9 protein-coding genes are annotated in these 16179 nt (G+C 68.0%); 4 read left to right on the top strand and 5 right to left on the bottom strand.

Annotated features, from left to right (window positions below; all coding sequences use genetic code 11):
- Positions 1–28: 28 nt before the first annotated feature.
- From IPK24_15535 to IPK24_15545, 3 genes are all read left to right on the top strand, one after another.
- Complete coding sequence (locus IPK24_15535; protein ID MBK8076938.1) at positions 29–1801, top strand: phospholipase D family protein; 1773 nt, start codon at positions 29–31, stop codon at positions 1799–1801.
- A complete protein-coding gene (locus IPK24_15540) occupies positions 1798–5037 on the top strand; it encodes a helicase (protein ID MBK8076939.1) in 3240 nt (1079 codons plus the stop codon). The genes IPK24_15535 and IPK24_15540 overlap by 4 nt, the downstream gene beginning before the upstream one ends.
- A gap of 164 nt (positions 5038–5201) precedes the next feature.
- On the top strand, positions 5202–6098 hold the full coding sequence (locus IPK24_15545) for a hypothetical protein (GenBank protein ID MBK8076940.1): 897 nt from the start codon (positions 5202–5204) through the stop codon (positions 6096–6098).
- Between the two features lie 85 nt (positions 6099–6183).
- Here IPK24_15545 and IPK24_15550 read toward each other — a convergent pair whose 3' ends face one another.
- From IPK24_15550 to IPK24_15565, 4 genes are read right to left on the bottom strand one after another with little or no spacing between them, the layout of a single operon-like run.
- The gene (locus IPK24_15550; GenBank protein ID MBK8076941.1) at positions 6184–8304 is read right to left on the bottom strand and encodes a DEAD/DEAH box helicase; all 2121 of its coding nucleotides are present in this window, start codon (positions 8302–8304) and stop codon (positions 6184–6186) included.
- 2 nt (positions 8305–8306) lie between these two features.
- On the bottom strand, positions 8307–9656 hold the full coding sequence (gene brxD, locus IPK24_15555; protein MBK8076942.1) for a BREX system ATP-binding protein BrxD: 1350 nt from the start codon (positions 9654–9656) through the stop codon (positions 8307–8309).
- 13 nt (positions 9657–9669) lie between these two features.
- Positions 9670–12432: a BREX-2 system phosphatase PglZ gene (gene pglZ / locus IPK24_15560; GenBank protein ID MBK8076943.1), complete on the bottom strand. Its 2763-nt coding sequence runs from the start codon at positions 12430–12432 to the stop codon at positions 9670–9672.
- 5 nt (positions 12433–12437) lie between these two features.
- Complete coding sequence (locus IPK24_15565) at positions 12438–15227, bottom strand: phage resistance protein (GenBank protein MBK8076944.1); 2790 nt, start codon at positions 15225–15227, stop codon at positions 12438–12440.
- Between IPK24_15565 and IPK24_15570 the strand changes: the two genes are divergently transcribed.
- Positions 15150–15965, top strand: coding sequence for a hypothetical protein (locus tag IPK24_15570; protein MBK8076945.1), 816 nt, complete (start codon positions 15150–15152; stop codon positions 15963–15965). The two genes, IPK24_15565 and IPK24_15570, sit on opposite strands and share 78 nt — an antisense overlap.
- Here IPK24_15570 and IPK24_15575 read toward each other — a convergent pair.
- Positions 15940–16176, bottom strand: a complete 237-nt coding sequence (locus IPK24_15575) for a hypothetical protein (protein ID MBK8076946.1) — start codon at positions 16174–16176, stop codon at positions 15940–15942. The two genes, IPK24_15570 and IPK24_15575, sit on opposite strands and share 26 nt — an antisense overlap.
- Between the last annotated feature and the right edge of the window lie 3 nt (positions 16177–16179).

A 16179-nucleotide genomic window follows, 5' to 3' on the forward strand; every position in this document is an offset into this window, starting at 1 on the left:
GGACGCACTTCGGCCCCCGCCGGGTGCGGTGCTGGACGCTGGCGTTGCGACGACGTTCACTCTCGACTTCGCGGCGGCCCTGGTCCCCCCGCTCGCGTTCGCCGCCGCTGAACTCAGCGAAACCGGCGGCTCGATCGCCGCGCTGCAGTGTTTGCGTGCGTGCAGTGACCGCCTCGACATCTTCCATCAAGCCGGCCAGATTGCGGTGCCTGCCCGGGCATCGGGGCTGTTGGCGTTCCTCGAACCCATGGTGCACGCGGTCCGCCGTCCACGGCCCGGCCACCTCTTCCACCCGAAGGTGTGGTTCCTGAGGTACACCGACCTGGACTCGGCTGAACCGCATTTCCGGTTGCTCTGCCTGACGCGCAATCTCACCCAGGACCGCTCCTGGGACGCCGTCGTCCGGCTGGATGGAACAGCGGCCCTTCGCCCCACCGCAGGGAATCGTCCGTTGTCGGACCTGATCCGTGCCTTGCCCGGCCTAGCGGTCACTCCTTTGCCGAATGCCCGGCTGGAGCGGCTCGAGGCGTTGGCGCAGGACGCGCGGCGGATCGAGTGGGAGCATCCCGTCGACGTCGACGAGATCGCCTTTCACCTTCTCGGGATCCCCGGTTCGCGCTCCACGTTCGACTTCTCCGGACGGCGCCACTTGGTCATCTCGCCGTTCCTCACCGACACAGGCCTCGATCGAGTGGCGCCGGAGTCATCGGACGTGACAGTGATCTCTCGCCCCGAGTCCTTCGACCAACTGCAGGCCGCGACCCTAAAGCGCCTCAACCGGTTTGTGCTGACCGCGCTCCCGGCAAACGACTCCGCCGCGATCGACACCGATGCCCCGGAACAGTCTGCGGCCGCGGATCCACTGCCGTTCGGTCTCCACGCGAAGATCATTGTCGTCGAGCGGGGGCACCAGGCCTACGTCCACCTTGGCTCTGCCAATGCGACGGATGCGGCGTTCGACGGAAACGTCGAGTTCGTCATTGTGATGAACGGGAGTCGTAGCAGGTTGGGCATCGATGCTCTCGCCGGGCCGGACGGACCGCTTAGACCATTCCTTGAGGAGTACGACTGCGACGGGGACGCCGCGCCAGACCCGGACGATGAGGAGGGGCGCCTCCTGGAAGGCCTGCTGCGTGACCTGGCTGAGGTCAGGTTCGTCGTCGCCGTCAGCGAAGCCCAGACGGCGGGGAACGAGACTACGGTCACGACCTCGTACGACCTCGCAGTGACAAGCCGAGGCCCGCTTCGTCTTCCTTCGGGCGTCCGCGTCACCGCTGAACTGCTCACCGTCCCAGGTGATGCCCGACCGTTACCCTCTTCAGCCGCGCTAGACGTGGCCTTCACAAACGTCCAGCTCGCAGACGTCACACCCTTCTTGGCGCTGCGGCTCGAGGCGCCCAGCGGGCTCAAGGCCGCCACCGTCGTACGCGCCACAATCCTGGACGACCCGGCCGGCCGCCTCGACCACGTCCTGGCCCGCTACGTGGATACCCCGGAGAAGTTCTTGCGCTTCCTCGCGTTGCTGCTGGGGCTCGAGGCGGGCCCGCTGTCCGGGCTCGACTCGGCCGGCACGGACGGAGTTGGCAGTGAGTTCTCGCGCTTCGCGTCGGGTGGCGGCATCCTCGAAGCTGTCCTCCGCGCCCTTGCTGATTCACCCCGGTTGATCGTCGACCTCGATCGCCTCGTGAGCAGCCTGGGACGCACTCCAGAAGGGCAGGCAGTTCTGCCGCCCGGATTCGCAGATCTGTGGCGCACGGTCATGGGCGCTCACGCTCGTCTCGCGAAGGAGATCGTCTCGTGAGCAGCGTGCCGCCCGCCCCGTTCGACGCCGCAGCCGTCCTGGACGGTCTGCCGTCCTTCCAGCGGGACACCGTCGAGCACGTCGTAGACCGCCTCTACCGCACGGGCCTGAGCCGCCGCTTCCTGGTCGCTGACGAGACCGGGCTCGGCAAGAGCTTCGTGGCCCGCGGCGTCATCGCCCGAACGATCGAAGCCTTGCAGGACGACGACACCGTCGACCGCATCGACGTGGTCTACGTCTGCTCGAACGCCGACATCGCGCGGCAGAACATCACGCGAATCGACCCGACCGGCCAACGACAACTGCGGTTCGCCAGCCGGCTCACCCTGTTGGCCAAAGCCGCCCCGAACCTCCGTGCCGCATCCAGCAGCCCTGGCGGTACCGGACCCGACGCAGGCAAGCCGGTCAACCTCGTCTCGTTCACCCCAGGCACCTCGTTCGACATGGGCTGGCACACCGGCGCAGCCGAAGAACGCGCCCTGCTCTACCTCCTCCTACGGCACGAGCTGGACCTCACCGGCGGGTGGCGTCGGCGCGGCGCCTTGAACATCCTGCGGTGGACGGTCAAGCGGGTCGAGGTGTTTCAACAGTATGTCGACCGACTGGACGACGAGCTCCGCTCAGGCATTGACCCCACCATCGCCGCGGAGTTCATGGGGGCGGCTCGGAGTAACGGCCTGGTCGAGGAATTCAACGACCTGGTCACCGAACTCGGCCGCCGGCAAACCCTCTCGCAGGACGAGTCCCCTCGAGCCCGGTTACTCATCAAGCGACTGCGCACAACCCTCGCCCGCGCTGGCGTCGAGACACTCGAGCCAGACCTGATCATCTTGGACGAGTTTCAACGGTTCCGGAACTTGCTCGACCCCAACAGCGAGGCTGGTGAGCTGGCCCACCACCTCTTCAACTACCCGCAGGCGCGGGTCCTGCTGTTGTCCGCCACGCCCTACAAGCCCTTCACCTACGCGGAAGAACGGGAGAGCGACGACCACCACGCCGACTTCATGCGGACGCTGCGGTTCCTGGCTGCGGGCGTACCCGACGTGGACGTCGCCCGGATCGAGACCGACCTGGCGCGCTACCGCAGCCGCGTCGTCGACGGTCTGCCCGTCCACGATCTTGTCTCCGACTTACGCTCTCAGCTGCTCACCGTGATGTGCCGCCAAGAGCGGCCGGACCCAGCCACGATCGGAGCCTTCGTCGAACACGCGGACGACGCGGCCGCCATCACCGAGGACGACCTGCTCACCTACGTCGGCCTGCGCGCGCTCGCCCGCAGGCTCGACGCACCGATGAGCGTCGACTACTGGAAGTCCGGTCCGTACTTCCTCAACTTCAGCGACGGATACCAGTTCGGGACCCGCCTCAAGAACGCGCTCCTCGACCCTCAAGACGGCCCCGAACTTGAGCCGTTGCTCGCCGACGTCCCCACCATTGACGCCGACACCGTGCGTGGCTTCGGACCACTCGACATGGGCAACGCACGCCTACGTCAACTCGCCGGGGAGACCGTTGCCGCCGGGTGGTGGAAGTTCCTGTGGATGCCGCCGTCCCTGCCCTACCTACAACCGGGCGGTCCCTACGCCGAGGCGCCCGCTCACGGAATCACCAAGCGACTGGTCTTCTCGTCCTGGGCTGCGACGCCCACAGCCGTGGCCTCCCTGCTCAGCTACGAGGCGGCCCGCCGAGTGGCCGAAGGATCCGCCCTGCACGCGAACACCGCTGCGGCTAGAGCCTCGCTCGCGCGGAGGTTCACCTACAGCCTCGACGGCGACCGCCCTCAGGCCATGACCACACTGGCCCTCTTCTGGCCTTCACCTCGCCTCGCTGAACTCGCTGATCCGCTCACCGCGGCTCGGCGCGCCGGTGGCGCCGCAGATCCATACGCAGCCCTCGCTGCCATCGCTGAGCAGATTAGAAGTGACTTGCCGCAGGGCGCAGTGAGCACGGCGTCCTCCGCGGCGGCCTGGCACTGGCAGGCCGCGGTCAGCGGGCCCGGAAGCGTCCCCGCGGCGCTCCAGGCTGACCCTGACCGGATCGTCAACGCGATGGCGGGTGTGCCCACCGGCACCCGTGTTCCGAACGGCGAGCCCGTTGACACCCACGATGATGCCGATGGTGAGCCGGACCGCGCTGATGGCCAAGGTGGTCTCCGGGCTCACGTCGAGGCCGCTTTGGCGGCAATCGGCAGCCTCGAACCCGAAGCGATCCCCCCGGATCTGGCAGAGACCATCGCCACACTGGCATTGCACTCCCCCGGTAACTGCGCTTGGCGGGCACTGAACCGCCTGACCCACGATCAGCCAACGGTCAGCCGCGCAGGTCACTGGGAAGCAGCAGCCGTGCTCGCGAACGGCCTACGCCGAGTCTTCGCCCGCTGGGAAAGCACCTTGCTGCTGGATCACCTCATCGAGGCCGGCGTGCCCTACTGGCGGGCAGTCCTGACCTACTGCGGTTGGGGGAACCTCCAGTCGGTGCTTGATGAGTACCTTCACCACCTCTACGTGAGTGAGGGATCACCAGTACTGGACGACCACAGGTTGCGCAGCCTCGCGGAGGCAGCAGCCGACGCGATTGCCGTCCGAGTCTCACGCTACGAGGCCTTCGATCCCCACCACCCCGCTGACCCGATCGCCTTCACGAGCAGATTCGCGCTCCGCTACGGCGGACGCCGCCTCAGCCAAGACGACGTGCGCCAACCCGAAGTGAGGAACGCGTTCAATTCCCCGTTCTGGCCGTTCGTGCTCGCCAGCACCAGCGTCGGTCAAGAAGGCATCGACCTGCACTGGTGGTGCCACGCCATCGTCCACTGGAACACCCCAGCCAACCCTGTCGACTTCGAACAACGAGAAGGCCGAGTCAACCGCCGCGACGGACACGCCGTTCGCCGCAACATCGCCGAGCGGCACGCAGCGAACATCTTCAGCGACCCCGACCCCAACCCCTGGCGAGCCGCCTACCGCGTCGCCACCGACGAACAGGACCGCTGCGGCGACTTCGCGCCCCACTGGGTCTACCCCGGATCAACTCGCATCGAACGACACGTCGCGCCCTACCCCCTAAGCAGCGATCGAGCGCGCTACGAGCAGCTCAAGGACGACGTCGCGCTCTACCGGCTCACCTTCGGACAACCCCGGCAAGAAGACATGCTCGAACTGCTCCGGCGCACCGCGCCGAGCCAGAACGATGTGATTCAAGCACGCATTGACTTGTCGCCACCGCGAAGATCAAATTGACCAGTGGCATGCGGGTGCGGCGCAGAAGCGATCCAGGTCACTGACGGTTCCCTTGTTCCTCAAGATCGTGTGGGCTATCGCTGGAGATTCGGCACCGCGTCCGACCGACTCCGGCAATCCAGCACACAAATGAGCCGCAATCCATTAGTCTCGCTATCTCGAACGTGACTGTGGAGGATATTGTGGACTGCTACAACGGTGGATTCAACATCGCAATAACGGCTGGCTTCTACTCTCAAGCCGCGGGAGTGCTGGCTGGCTTTGCCTTTACCGCAGTCTTGCTGGTCCTAACTAACGGGGAAATATTGGGCAGTCAAGCTAGGCGCGCGCACGCCGCAACCTCATTCATCTGCTCATTCTTTGCCCTTCTGCTATCAACCGTTCAATACGCTGTCCTCGCGGGGGCAGCCGATACCCTGTCAAAGACCAATCCGAACTTGGGCAGAGCCGCCTCCGAGGAAGTCATCGCAGGGGCCTCGTTTGGTCTATCGGTGCTGCTCCTCCTTTACGGAACGCTGCAACTGCTTGATGGTCGATCCGGATACGAAACTCCGGCAGGAGTTAGTCGCGCGATTGTGTCATTCGTTGGGCCTTCAGTTGTGCTACTCTTCCATTTAGCTGCCGTGCAAGACATACTGACGGCGAAGTTCCAGACTGCCGGCCTTCAGGCATGCCAAGAATCTTCCGTGGGGACTTGGGGTATCGCCGCCACCTTGACTGGATTCCTCGGCGTATTTTTGGGTGGGTTGTTCAGGCGTCGCGTTCGTCCATATCTCTCCGGATCGAAGCGAGATTGGCTTCCTATTCTTGTTCTTTGTCTTTCCGCCGCCGGCGCATTGGGGGTCGCGACGGCAGAGGCGATTCTACGCTCGGACGAGAGCCTCTCAGATCAAGTTATCATCGCAACTCTCTTCGTCGCCTCGCTATCAGCCGCCACTTTCTCGCTTCTTGCAGGGTCGGCCGAACCTCACGGAGCAGGGAGTGGGGTACCGGAAGCGCCGGACCAGCCTGCGCCAGCAACTGACTCAAATGACGAGAGCCAAGAGACGATGGCCGAATGATGCGGCAGGAGTTTCTCAAGTGATGGCAGGTAAACAATGCGCATTGTGGCGCTACTTAATCAGCGCATAGAGGCACACTTGCCAGTCAGGCCAAGGGCCGGGCAGCGACTTTCGCAGCACCTTGCCAGTCCGCCGCACGCATCGCGAGCGTGCCAACAGCGAGATCCGGCGGGAGCATCTCGGAGAACTTGAGTCTCTTCAGTGCCCGCTCACTCACCTCGGGCGCAACGCCGGCGAGATCGATTCCGAAACGGCTTTGTGCCTGACGCAACGCGGCGCTGACGGCCGCCGCGGTGGCGTCGGATCGCAGGGCGATGTTGAGATTGCTGAAGGTCCAGCTGTCCAGCAGTTCGGGAGCCACGACTCCGAGGGCCGACGTTAGGACGGCGTTGGCGCGAGCTCCTGCGAAGGTCCACCACCGCACTCGCGCCCCCTCCGAGGCCAGCACCGTGCACTCGGAATCGGCCCGCGGCCCAAACGTCTCGCGAAGCCGTCCGAGCCGCTGGACGGCTCGCTTGCTAAGCGTCACCCCGACCGGGTCGGCGCCGAGCACAACGCGACGGATCGCGTCGGAGAGTTCGAAGGAGTAGGGCTGGGAGTCGCCAGTCCACTTCGTCGTCCCGGCTCGATCACTCGGCTCGACGAAGGCGCGTCGCCGTTTCCAATCGACATGCGTGACCACCCACGGCTGCCCAGCCAGGGCCAGGTGTCGAGGCCCGTCCGTCTTTGCTGTCAGCAGCAGTGGGTCGACGCTGCCGATCTCCGTGCGTCCGTGCAGCACCAGCACTTCGGGAGCCGCAGTGAAGATGGCCAACAACTCCATGAAGTTCTTCACCCCGTAGCGACGATCGGTCTCCGGCCCAACGAACGCCAGCCCCGAGTCGACGTCCAAGTGGCCTGTGTCGACGAGCCATCGGCCGATGCTCTCCAGCTCTTCAGAGGTCGCGAGCCCCAGCCCAGCGAGCCACTGCGACTCAGCGAGCAGGTCGATTTGCCCTTTCTGCAACGCAGATCCGAGCAACTGTTGCGCGGCGACGTGTCTTGGCGCCGGCGGCGCGACAACTGGGTCCACGAATCCTTCGCTCAGCAGGAGCAGAAGCCCCGCCGCTCGCATCAGTTCAATGTCGTCGAGCGCCAGGAACGTCATGTTGCGGCTCGTTCCGGGACGACGTCCCGTCCGACCGAGGCGCTGCAGTAGCGAGGCGACCGTCTGGGGCGCGCCAAGCTGGATGACGCGGTCGAGGTCTCCGACGTCCATCCCGAGCTCGAGGGTTGACGTGGAGACGATGACGCAGTCGCGGGACTCGGCGAACGCGGTCTCTGCGCGGCGGCGCTCGTCGAGGGCGAGCGAGGAATGCGAGGCGAACGTCTCGATGCCGTGCTCGCGCAGGCGCACGGCAAGGCCTTCGACGGCACGGCGGGAGTCGGCGAACACGAGCCGTTTCTCTCCGAGGAACACGCGGGAGAGGAGGGTAGCGGCGTTGGCCTCGCTGCCGACGTAGTCGAGGGACAGCTCCGGCACGACCAGCGAGACTGCCTCTGGCGCCACAACTGACCCTGGCTGCTCCCCCACCGCCGGTCCCTGTAGCCAGCGCAGCAACGCCTCGGGGTTGCCGACGGTCGCCGAGAGTCCGACCCGTTGCAGTGGCCGCCCGGCGAGCGCGGACACGCGTTCCAGGACGGCGAGCAGGTGCCAGCCACGGTCGTCGCCGGCGAAGGCGTGGACCTCGTCGACGACGACGGCGTGCAGGTCGGCGAACATCCGCGACGCGTCGACGGTGCGGGAGACGAGCATCGCCTCCAGCGATTCCGGTGTGGTCAGCAGGATTGAGGGCCGGTCCATTGCCTGCCGTCGGCGCGTGCCCACGGTGGTGTCCCCGTGCCTGATGCCCGCGGTGTGCCCGAGCCAGTCGGTGTATCGCTCCACGCGGGGCAGCAGATTGTTGAGCAGCGCCTTGAGTGGGCAGATGTAGAGCACCGATAGCCCCGGCCACTGCTCGGTCTCCATCCGGGTCAGCAGCGGGAAGAGGGCGGCTTCGGTCTTGCCTCCGGCGGTCGGGGCGAGGAGCAGTGCGTCCTGCCCGGCGAGCAGCGGCTCGACGGCCGCGTTCTGTAGCGGCCGCAATCCCGGCCACTGCAGGGCGTTGACGATGTGGTGTTGGAGGACGGGGTGGAGTTGGTCGAAGGCCAGGTCGGCTGCAGACACCGTCAGGCCTCGGGGTCTGGGTCGACGTCGAGGGCGATGTCGTCGAGAGACTCCGCGTTGCCGCGGGCGGCCCGTTCGACGTCGGAGAGTTCGGTGGGGTCGACGGTCAGCGCGTAGTTCACGCGGGGGTCGAAGTCTTCGAACTGGTCGACCCGGTCAAGGACGTCGGCAACGAGTTTCTTCAGGAACACCCGTGGCGCGATCCCGACCCGCCCGCCGAGCGCCCCGGCGACTGACTGGGCGAGGTCACCGAGGTAGGCATCGTCGACGACCGACCTGATCCGCAAGTCGTCGGCGCTGCCAGAGGCGTACAGGTCGCGGACCCGTTGCCCTAACTGCACCAGGGAGCCGTGGTCGAACCCTGGGAGTCGGATCTGTACCGCACGGGGGTTGTCGAACCGGGCCTCGGTCGCGAAGTCGGTCGCCAGTCGTTGGGCGAGCGGCGCGAGTCGCTGCACGCCGGAAGGTCCTTCGAAGAACGCGGGCGTCCCGGTCACGAGCAGGTAGAGCCCAGGGAATCGGCCGGCGTCCACCTCGTCGATGAGTTGGCGCAGTGCGTTGAATGCCTTGTCGCGCACGTCCCCGCGGACCCGTTGCAGGGTCTCGACCTCGTCCAGGACAAGCACGAGCCCCGGATGGCCGGCGTCCCGCAGCACCGTCAGTAGACCTTGTAGGAACGCCATGGCACCGAAGTGGTCGAGCTCGCCGCGGATCCCGGCGGACCGCTTGGCGGACGCCGCGACCTGCGGCTGGCCACCCATCCATGCGGCCAGGCCGTCAGCGAGGGCGCCGTCACCGGCCTCAGCGGCGGCACGATACCCGCGCAGTGCTTGCGCGAAGACGGGTGTGCGGGTGCTCACGTGGGTGAGCCGCTGCTCGAGCAGCCGGTCGACGGCTGCCACGAGCGCCGCGTCTCCCGCCGCTGCGAGCTCTGCGTCAGCGTCGAGGGCGTCGGATTCCAGGGTGAACAGCCACGAGTCGAGCACGGACCGGAAGGCACTCGGCGGGATGGAGGCCGTGCGCAGCGACTCGGTGACTCGCCGGTAGACGGTCTCGAGCCGGTGCAGGGGTGTCTGGGTCTCCGAGATCTGAACCTCGGCGGTGGCGAACCCTCGTCGCAGGGCGCGCTCGGCGAGGTGCCGGGTGAAGAACGTCTTCCCTGCCCCGTACTCGCCTCGGACGGCCTTGAAGACGGCGCCTCCACCGGCGACCGTGTCCAGGTCGTCATCGAGGGCAGCGCCGAACCGGTCGAGCCCGACCGCGAACAGATCCAGCCCGGCCTCGGGCACGGTCCCCCGACGCAGCGCACCGACCACCTCGCGTCGGCGGCGAGAGGACACCTCCAGAGTCATCGACGCACCCACCTCATGAGCGCACCTCGAACTGCTCTCGCAGGAGCGGGAGGTCGAGCAGAACCGCACCTGTCGCTGCGTCGCTGGCCAGGACGGCGTACCCCTCGACGTTCAGCAGCTGCCGCACCTGGGCGAGCGCACCGGCCAGACGCGACTCGCTCACACCCAGCGCCTGCGCCGCCAGGGCTCGGGGAAGGCGGGATGCGCTGGCCGCGGCGAGAGCGTCGACCAAGGTGGCCACCTGCTCGTCGGTCACGATGAGCCGCCCGGCGACCTTCTGCTGGGCCTTGTAGACCGCGCCGGCGATGAGCGCGCGCCCCAGGCTCAGCGTCACCACCGGCACAAGCTCAGCCGGAGGCGTTGGCTCCACATCGAAGAGGGTGTGCTCGTCGTCCACAATCACGTGCGCTCGGGGACGACCGCTGCGCTTCGGCGGCACCGGAACGCTGGGCGCGGCTGCAGGCACAGCCTGGGTGGTCAGCCACCAGGCCGGGATCTGCGGCGGCAACAGAGCCAGATCAGCCTCCGCCGCGTCGTTGGGGACGAGCACCGTCACCGGGACGACGACCTCGGCAGCGCTGGCGCCACCGTGATAGCCCGCCCTGAGTGGCCCATACCGTAGACCCTCGTCGACGGCGAGGACGGCGCGGTGCCCCGGAGCCAGAACGCGAGGCCCAGACACCTCGATCTCCCCCTCCTCCACAGTGCCGGTCACGGCGCGCGAGCGCCCGCTGGTGATCTCGGAGTAGGACCGCTGGGTGCCCTGGCGCCGCTCGACCACGTGCCCGTGGTCGGAGGTCATCACCACGGTCCGCCCCGCCGAACGCGCCCGGGCGAGTAGGGGTTCGAGGTGCTTGACTGCTTCTGCGGTCCATACCGTTCCGGCTGGGTCGCTGCGGTCGAGCGCGTCGTCGATCGTATTGAGCACGATCGTCACCAATTTGACGTCGGTGTCGTCGAGAGCGGCGCCGACCTCGTGGCTGACCGCCCAGCCGGCCGCGGTGGTGTCGACGGCCTTCTTGTGGAACAGTGCCGACCTAATCTTGCCGCCCTGCTGAGTGAGATCGGCGTAGCCCGCCTGCTCCGCCGACTGCTGCCCGCTAGTGAGCCGGCCGCAGAGCAGCGAGGCGCGGCTTACCTCGGTGACCGACGGCAGGACGGCGAGCGCCGCGGCCCGCCTCTTCCACGTCGAGCCGGGCAGGGCAGCTTCGGCCCAGCCGCGCTGGGTCGTGGCGTCTTCGAGAATCTCGGTCGCGGCCGCGACGCTCATCCCGTCCATGACGAGGAGCAGTACCGGCCGTTTCCTCGCCAGAGGCAGGACCACATCCGGCAGGACACGCTCCAGGTGCATCACCTCGGTCGAGGAGCCAGCTGCCGCGGGAACGGCAGTCACTTGGGCCAGCGCTTCCGCGAACGCGCGTTCCTCACCGTGTCGGCGGCCTTGGGCTGCGGTGACGACAGCCTGCAGCGCGGAGGCCAGGTCGGCGTCGCCGTCGCCAGCGAACGCGCCGTTGATCGCCGCGTCGGCCCACGCCGAGTGGTCGACGTGGCGACGCACGAGCCGGTCCAGCCGGGCCGATGGGGCCGCGGCGGGCTCGTCGTCCGGCCGGGTGGCGAGCCAGCGGACGAGTCGGACGGCGGCCTCGAAGGGTCGCAATCGGGCGCTGCCGACCACCCCCAGTTGATGCTCCTGTACTGCAGCCCAGCCAGTTTCAACCTCTTCGACATCGGACGGGGTGTCGCAGACGGACCGGAGGGCGTCGGCGAGGAGGGCCAGGCGAGCGCGGAACCCGCTGGGCAGCAGGTCGGAGTATCGGCTGAGTAGCTGGGTCTGGACCTGCTCGGCGAGAGCGTCGGCCCGTGCGAGCACCCGGTCGACGTCCTCCTGGGCCCGGCGGTCGTGGACGAGCTCGGAGAGCAACGTTGTGACGCCCTCGCCCAGGGCGCGCAGTGCGGCGACGTTGGGGACGACGCCGCCCCAACGCTGCTCGAGCCGAGCCAGGGCGAGCTGGGCCTGATGCCGCGCGTCGGCGCCGGGCAGGCGCTCGGAGGTGAGGAGCGCAAGCAGGACGCCGAGGGGGGCGACGTCGGCGAGCTCACCACGGTGCAGGAGGGCCTGCACAGGGGCGGCCGCGGCTCCGGTCCGTCGGGCGATCCAGTCGAGGGTGGCGTCAGCCAGCTGTTCGCCGAGGTCTCGGCGCATCGCCCCGACGGCGGTGACACTGTCCGCGCTCATCGACCAGTGCAGGATGCCGAGCACGTCGGCGGTGTCACCGTCCAGGCCAAGGTGAGCTGCTGCGACGGCTGACAATGCGTGCGTTCGGGTGAGCACTCCGGCAGGGGCGGCCGGCCACCCGGCGGGTGGGGTAGCGGCGAGCAGAGCGACGGCGAGGTCGCGGCTGCCTGGCCCCGTGGTCAAGGCAGGGTCGATCCCGGTGGCGGCGAACCGTCGGCGGACGGCATCCCAAGGGTCGGGGCTGCGCAGTCGCTGCCAGATGAAGTGGGCGAGGATGCCGGCGCCGAGATCGTCGTCGTCGCGATCGGTGACCACGACGAGCCAGTCACTTTCGCGATGCTCGGTCAGCACCTCACGGACCGCCAGGGCAGATTCCGCTGGGCGTACCCGGACAGCCTGACCGTGATGCGTCACGTCGGCCTTCACGGCCGCGTCGGGCGCGCCACGGATGCCGATGACACCGCTGCGGTAGTCCTTGGCCCGCGCTTCGTCGATGATGGCGAGCACCATTGACGGGCTGACCGGGGTGACGGTCGTCATGACCGTCATGGGACCACACGCCAGGTGACCTCGACGGCTTCGTCGGGGTGGGCGTCGAGGAAGGACCGCAGATCGGCGATGATCTCCTCGTTCGGGGCCCGGCGTGCCCGGGTGGTGCGCCCGGCACCCGCAGGGGGCTCGATCGGCCCGACGGGGTCTGGTGACGGCGGGGCCGTCTGGTCTGTCAGCCAACGGAAGGCACCGTCGTCCGCTGCGTGCAGCGCCGCACCGATGGGTGTCACCTGCTCGTTGGCCTGTAGGGCGTCGCGGAGAGCGTTGACCACCGCGGCAGCCCTGCGTGCGCCTTCCCCCTCGCCGGTCATGGCCTGGAGCAGCGGATCGAGCCGCGACCACTGGAACCGGTTGAGCGCGGCCGACACCGCCGGCGCAGAACCCAACGACTTGCCCGCTTCGATCGGTGTGGCGTCACCGAGCGCAGGTTCGGCGAGCGCGCGGACCAGGGCGACGCCGGTCAAGTGCCTCAGGTGCTGGACGAGCGTGCCACTGGCTTGGGCGGTGTCGAGCCGTGCCCCCGCGGTCAGCCCGACACGGCTATGCGCCTGCTCCAGGGCCGCGACGAGGTCGGGCGCCGCAAGGGCCAGATCTCGGGCCGTGGCCGTCACTTGCGCGACGAAGTCCGCGACGGCAGGGGCGGTCAGGTAGGTGGCCGCGGTGACGCCGAGAAGCGCGCCAGCGCTCTTCCTGGCCTGTTCCCACTCCTGCGCTGTCGGCATCTCCTGCGCGCGCAACTCCATCGTCGGCGCGAGAGAGCCGGGGTCTGGCACCTGCGCCAGGGCGGTGCCGTGCTGGAACCATGCCCGCTGACGCAGCGCCGCCCAGGTGATGATGACCAGGTCGCTAACCTCGGTGCGGAGCCCGTGCGCCGGGCGAACCTCGCCGATCCATCGGCGCAGCTCGGCGACCGTCACCGGGCCATCGGCGTCCAGGCCCTGCTCCTGGGCGCGGCGGCCCAGGGAACGCTCGATTTCCTGGCCCCACGGGCTGAACCGGTCGTCCCCGAGGAGGTAGTGCATCTCCGTGGCCTTGCCGACCCCGAGCGGCTGAGCGATCCGGCGGACGGAGACCGCGTCGACCTGGAGCTCGACGCGCTTGTCCCGGTCGGCGACGGCTCGAGCAACGTGAGCGGCGACGGCGCGCAGATCCCGCACCTTCACCTCGACGTCGCCGGGTTCGAAATGCGGATGCGCGGGGTAGGTCGCCTCGAACGCCTGCGCTAGCAGATTCTCGAAAGCCTGACCCAGCGTGGCACCGACGGGATTGGCCGGAGCGAACGACCGGTCGAGGCAGAACAGCGTCCGGTCGTGCGATGGGTCATCCAGCAGGACCCCAGGCCGGGGCGAGGCGGCGCCATAGGCCTGCTGCACGGCCTCTTCAAGCCGTCGCCGCAGCGTGTTCCGCTGGGACTCCAGGATCGACTTCGCCAATGCACGATCGGTCTCGTTGAGATGGTCCGCGTGGGCCTGCCACCGATCCCCGGCGCCCTCGAGCAGCCAGTTCAGGATGACCAAGAGCCGCACGTCGCGGATCCTCTCCTCGGACAGGAACCGCGGCAGCCAGACGATCGTGGGCGACTCGACGCCCCGCGTGACCATCTCATCGAGGCGCTGCAGATCTTCAGCTGCGGAATGTCCGGCATCGTCGAAGGGGTGGTCGACCACCACCCGCCACGTGTCCGGGGCAGCCCGGAAATGATCGTCAGACAGCCAGCTCCGGTCGCGGACATTGCCGAAGATAACGTCGACCTGCCGGCGGGAGCCACGCCAGATGAACTGGTGCGGGTAGGCGCCCTGGATGTCCTGCTGGCCGAGGGCGACGCCGAGGCTGTCGCCCACCAGGTTTTTCAGCAGTTCGCGGCGTCGGCCCTCGTTGTCCTCGCCCTTGGCCCGCTCGACGATCGAGTCGAAGTCGACGTCGGACAGCTGCACGCGAACCGTCGGGTTGCGGTCGTCGCCGTCGAGGTGGATCTCCGGGACGTCGCGGGCCCAGGTCCGCACCTTGGACAGAACGACAGAGGCCTCACCGCCGGGCAGCGGCGAGGTGATCGAACCGTGGTTCAGCGAAGCCAGCCGAGCCGCAGTCAGCGCTTTCAACGCCGGCACCTTGGGAGCCACCGCCGAGAGCAACAACGTCTTTGCGAGCCGGTCGTCGGTGCGGTACGCCGGCGGCACCGCGTCCGGGGCATCGTGCACGGCGCGCTCCTCCAGCCCGTGGATCCCGAGCAGGAGCGGGCGCAACTTCTCCGTGTAGAGGCGATTCGCCGAGCGGAACAGGGCCGCGGCATCGGCATCCAAGGCCTGGCCGGTCTGCCCCTGAACGACAAGATCGAAGGAGTCACCGACCGGGATGATCTCGTCGATAGTCATCGTGCCGCGGCGGTCGACGAGCATCTGCTGCATCACCTTCAACGCCGTCCGCTCCCGCTGCATGACGCTGGCCAAGGACCGCAGCGTGGAGACCAGCGCCGGCGAGAACGGGTAGGTGAGGCGGAACGCCTGCTCATCAGACCCACGATGCCGCTCGTCGGTGTTCACCCCGTCCAGGAGCACATCCCACACGGCCGGACGACGATCGATACCGCCGAACGCGTCCTCGAGCTGCGCTCGGGCGCGGGCATCCTTCGGTCGCAGGAGCCGGCGATTCGCGACGTAAGGCAGGTTGTCATCGCCGAGAGCAATCTCAGCAAAGCGACCCTCCTGATGACGGAAGGCGCGATCGAGCGCGTCCTGCTCGGTGCCACTGGCGCCGGAATCGGCGAACCAGCGCCGCAGATCCATCTGCCGCGCGATGAACGAGACCAGCGGGATCGCCCGACCACCGACGGAGGACTCGACGAGCTTGGTGAGCTTCTGCGACTCGCGGCGGAAGAACTCACGGTCCTGCACCGAGAACGCCAACCACAGCACGAGTTCGTCGAGGAACAGGACAACAGCGTCATAGCCCAGCCCCTTGGCATGGCTGGCGATCGCGGCGAGACCGGTATCGAGGTCGACGTACTCGGCCTGCTGGGTATACGCACGGAAGTACGTGTCCACGAGCGCCGACACGAGTTGCTGACGTCCCTCAGAGGCCGCAGAGGCCGCTCGAGCTTCCGAGTAGCGATCCGCATCCCACGTCCCCGCCCCGAGCACGGCTGCCCACGGGTCGATCGGGGCTCCCGACCCGGCGTCGGCACCGCCGTTCAAGCCGGTGAAGAACTGCGCGTCGCCGAGCTGGATCCGCAGCCGCTCGGCGTCCTCGAGCAGGGCATCCGACCTGTGGACGGCGGGCAGCAGTGCCCCCGGGTGTCGCTCACCAACCTGGCGGACGTATCCCTGGAACAGCGCCTCCTCCATGGTCTTCGCGCCGAGCAGGTGGAACGCCAACGGCAGGATCCTGCGCTCCGCGAGCTGGGAATCGTGCTTGGCGACCACAGCCTGCAGCTCCGCCTTCGCCCGGGCGGCCGGCTCATGCTCGAGGAGAGCATGAAGCACAGCCATGAAGTGCGACTTACCCGGAGCCGAACGACCCGGTGAGGAACGCACCGCGACTCACGCCAGACCCGATGGCCTCAGCCACGATCCCGAGCGCCGCGTCGAACGCCTCGGCAATCGCGTCCGTGACCACGTACTCGTCCAGCGTGCGCCGTGCCGCGGCGTGCCCCACAGAGTCGGTCAGGCGCAGCACATAGTCCTCTGCGCCGGCCCGCTCGGGGATGTCGATGACGTCTCGGAGCAGGATGCTCACGTC

It is taken from the genome of Kineosporiaceae bacterium, assembly GCA_016713225.1.
Classification (GTDB): Bacteria; Actinomycetota; Actinomycetes; order Actinomycetales; family Kineosporiaceae; genus JADJPO01.

Excerpts from the sequence above, each read along its gene's own strand:
- brxD (MBK8076942.1), bottom strand. The coding sequence starts at position 9,656 with ATGACTCTGGAGGTGTCCTCTCGCCGCCGACGCGAGGTGGTCGGTGCG.
- pglZ (MBK8076943.1), bottom strand. The coding sequence starts at position 12,432 with ATGACGACCGTCACCCCGGTCAGCCCGTCAATGGTGCTCGCCATCATC.
- IPK24_15570 (MBK8076945.1), top strand. The coding sequence starts at position 15,150 with ATGACGGAAGGCGCGATCGAGCGCGTCCTGCTCGGTGCCACTGGCGCC.
- IPK24_15565 (MBK8076944.1), bottom strand. The coding sequence starts at position 15,227 with ATGGATCTGCGGCGCTGGTTCGCCGATTCCGGCGCCAGTGGCACCGAG.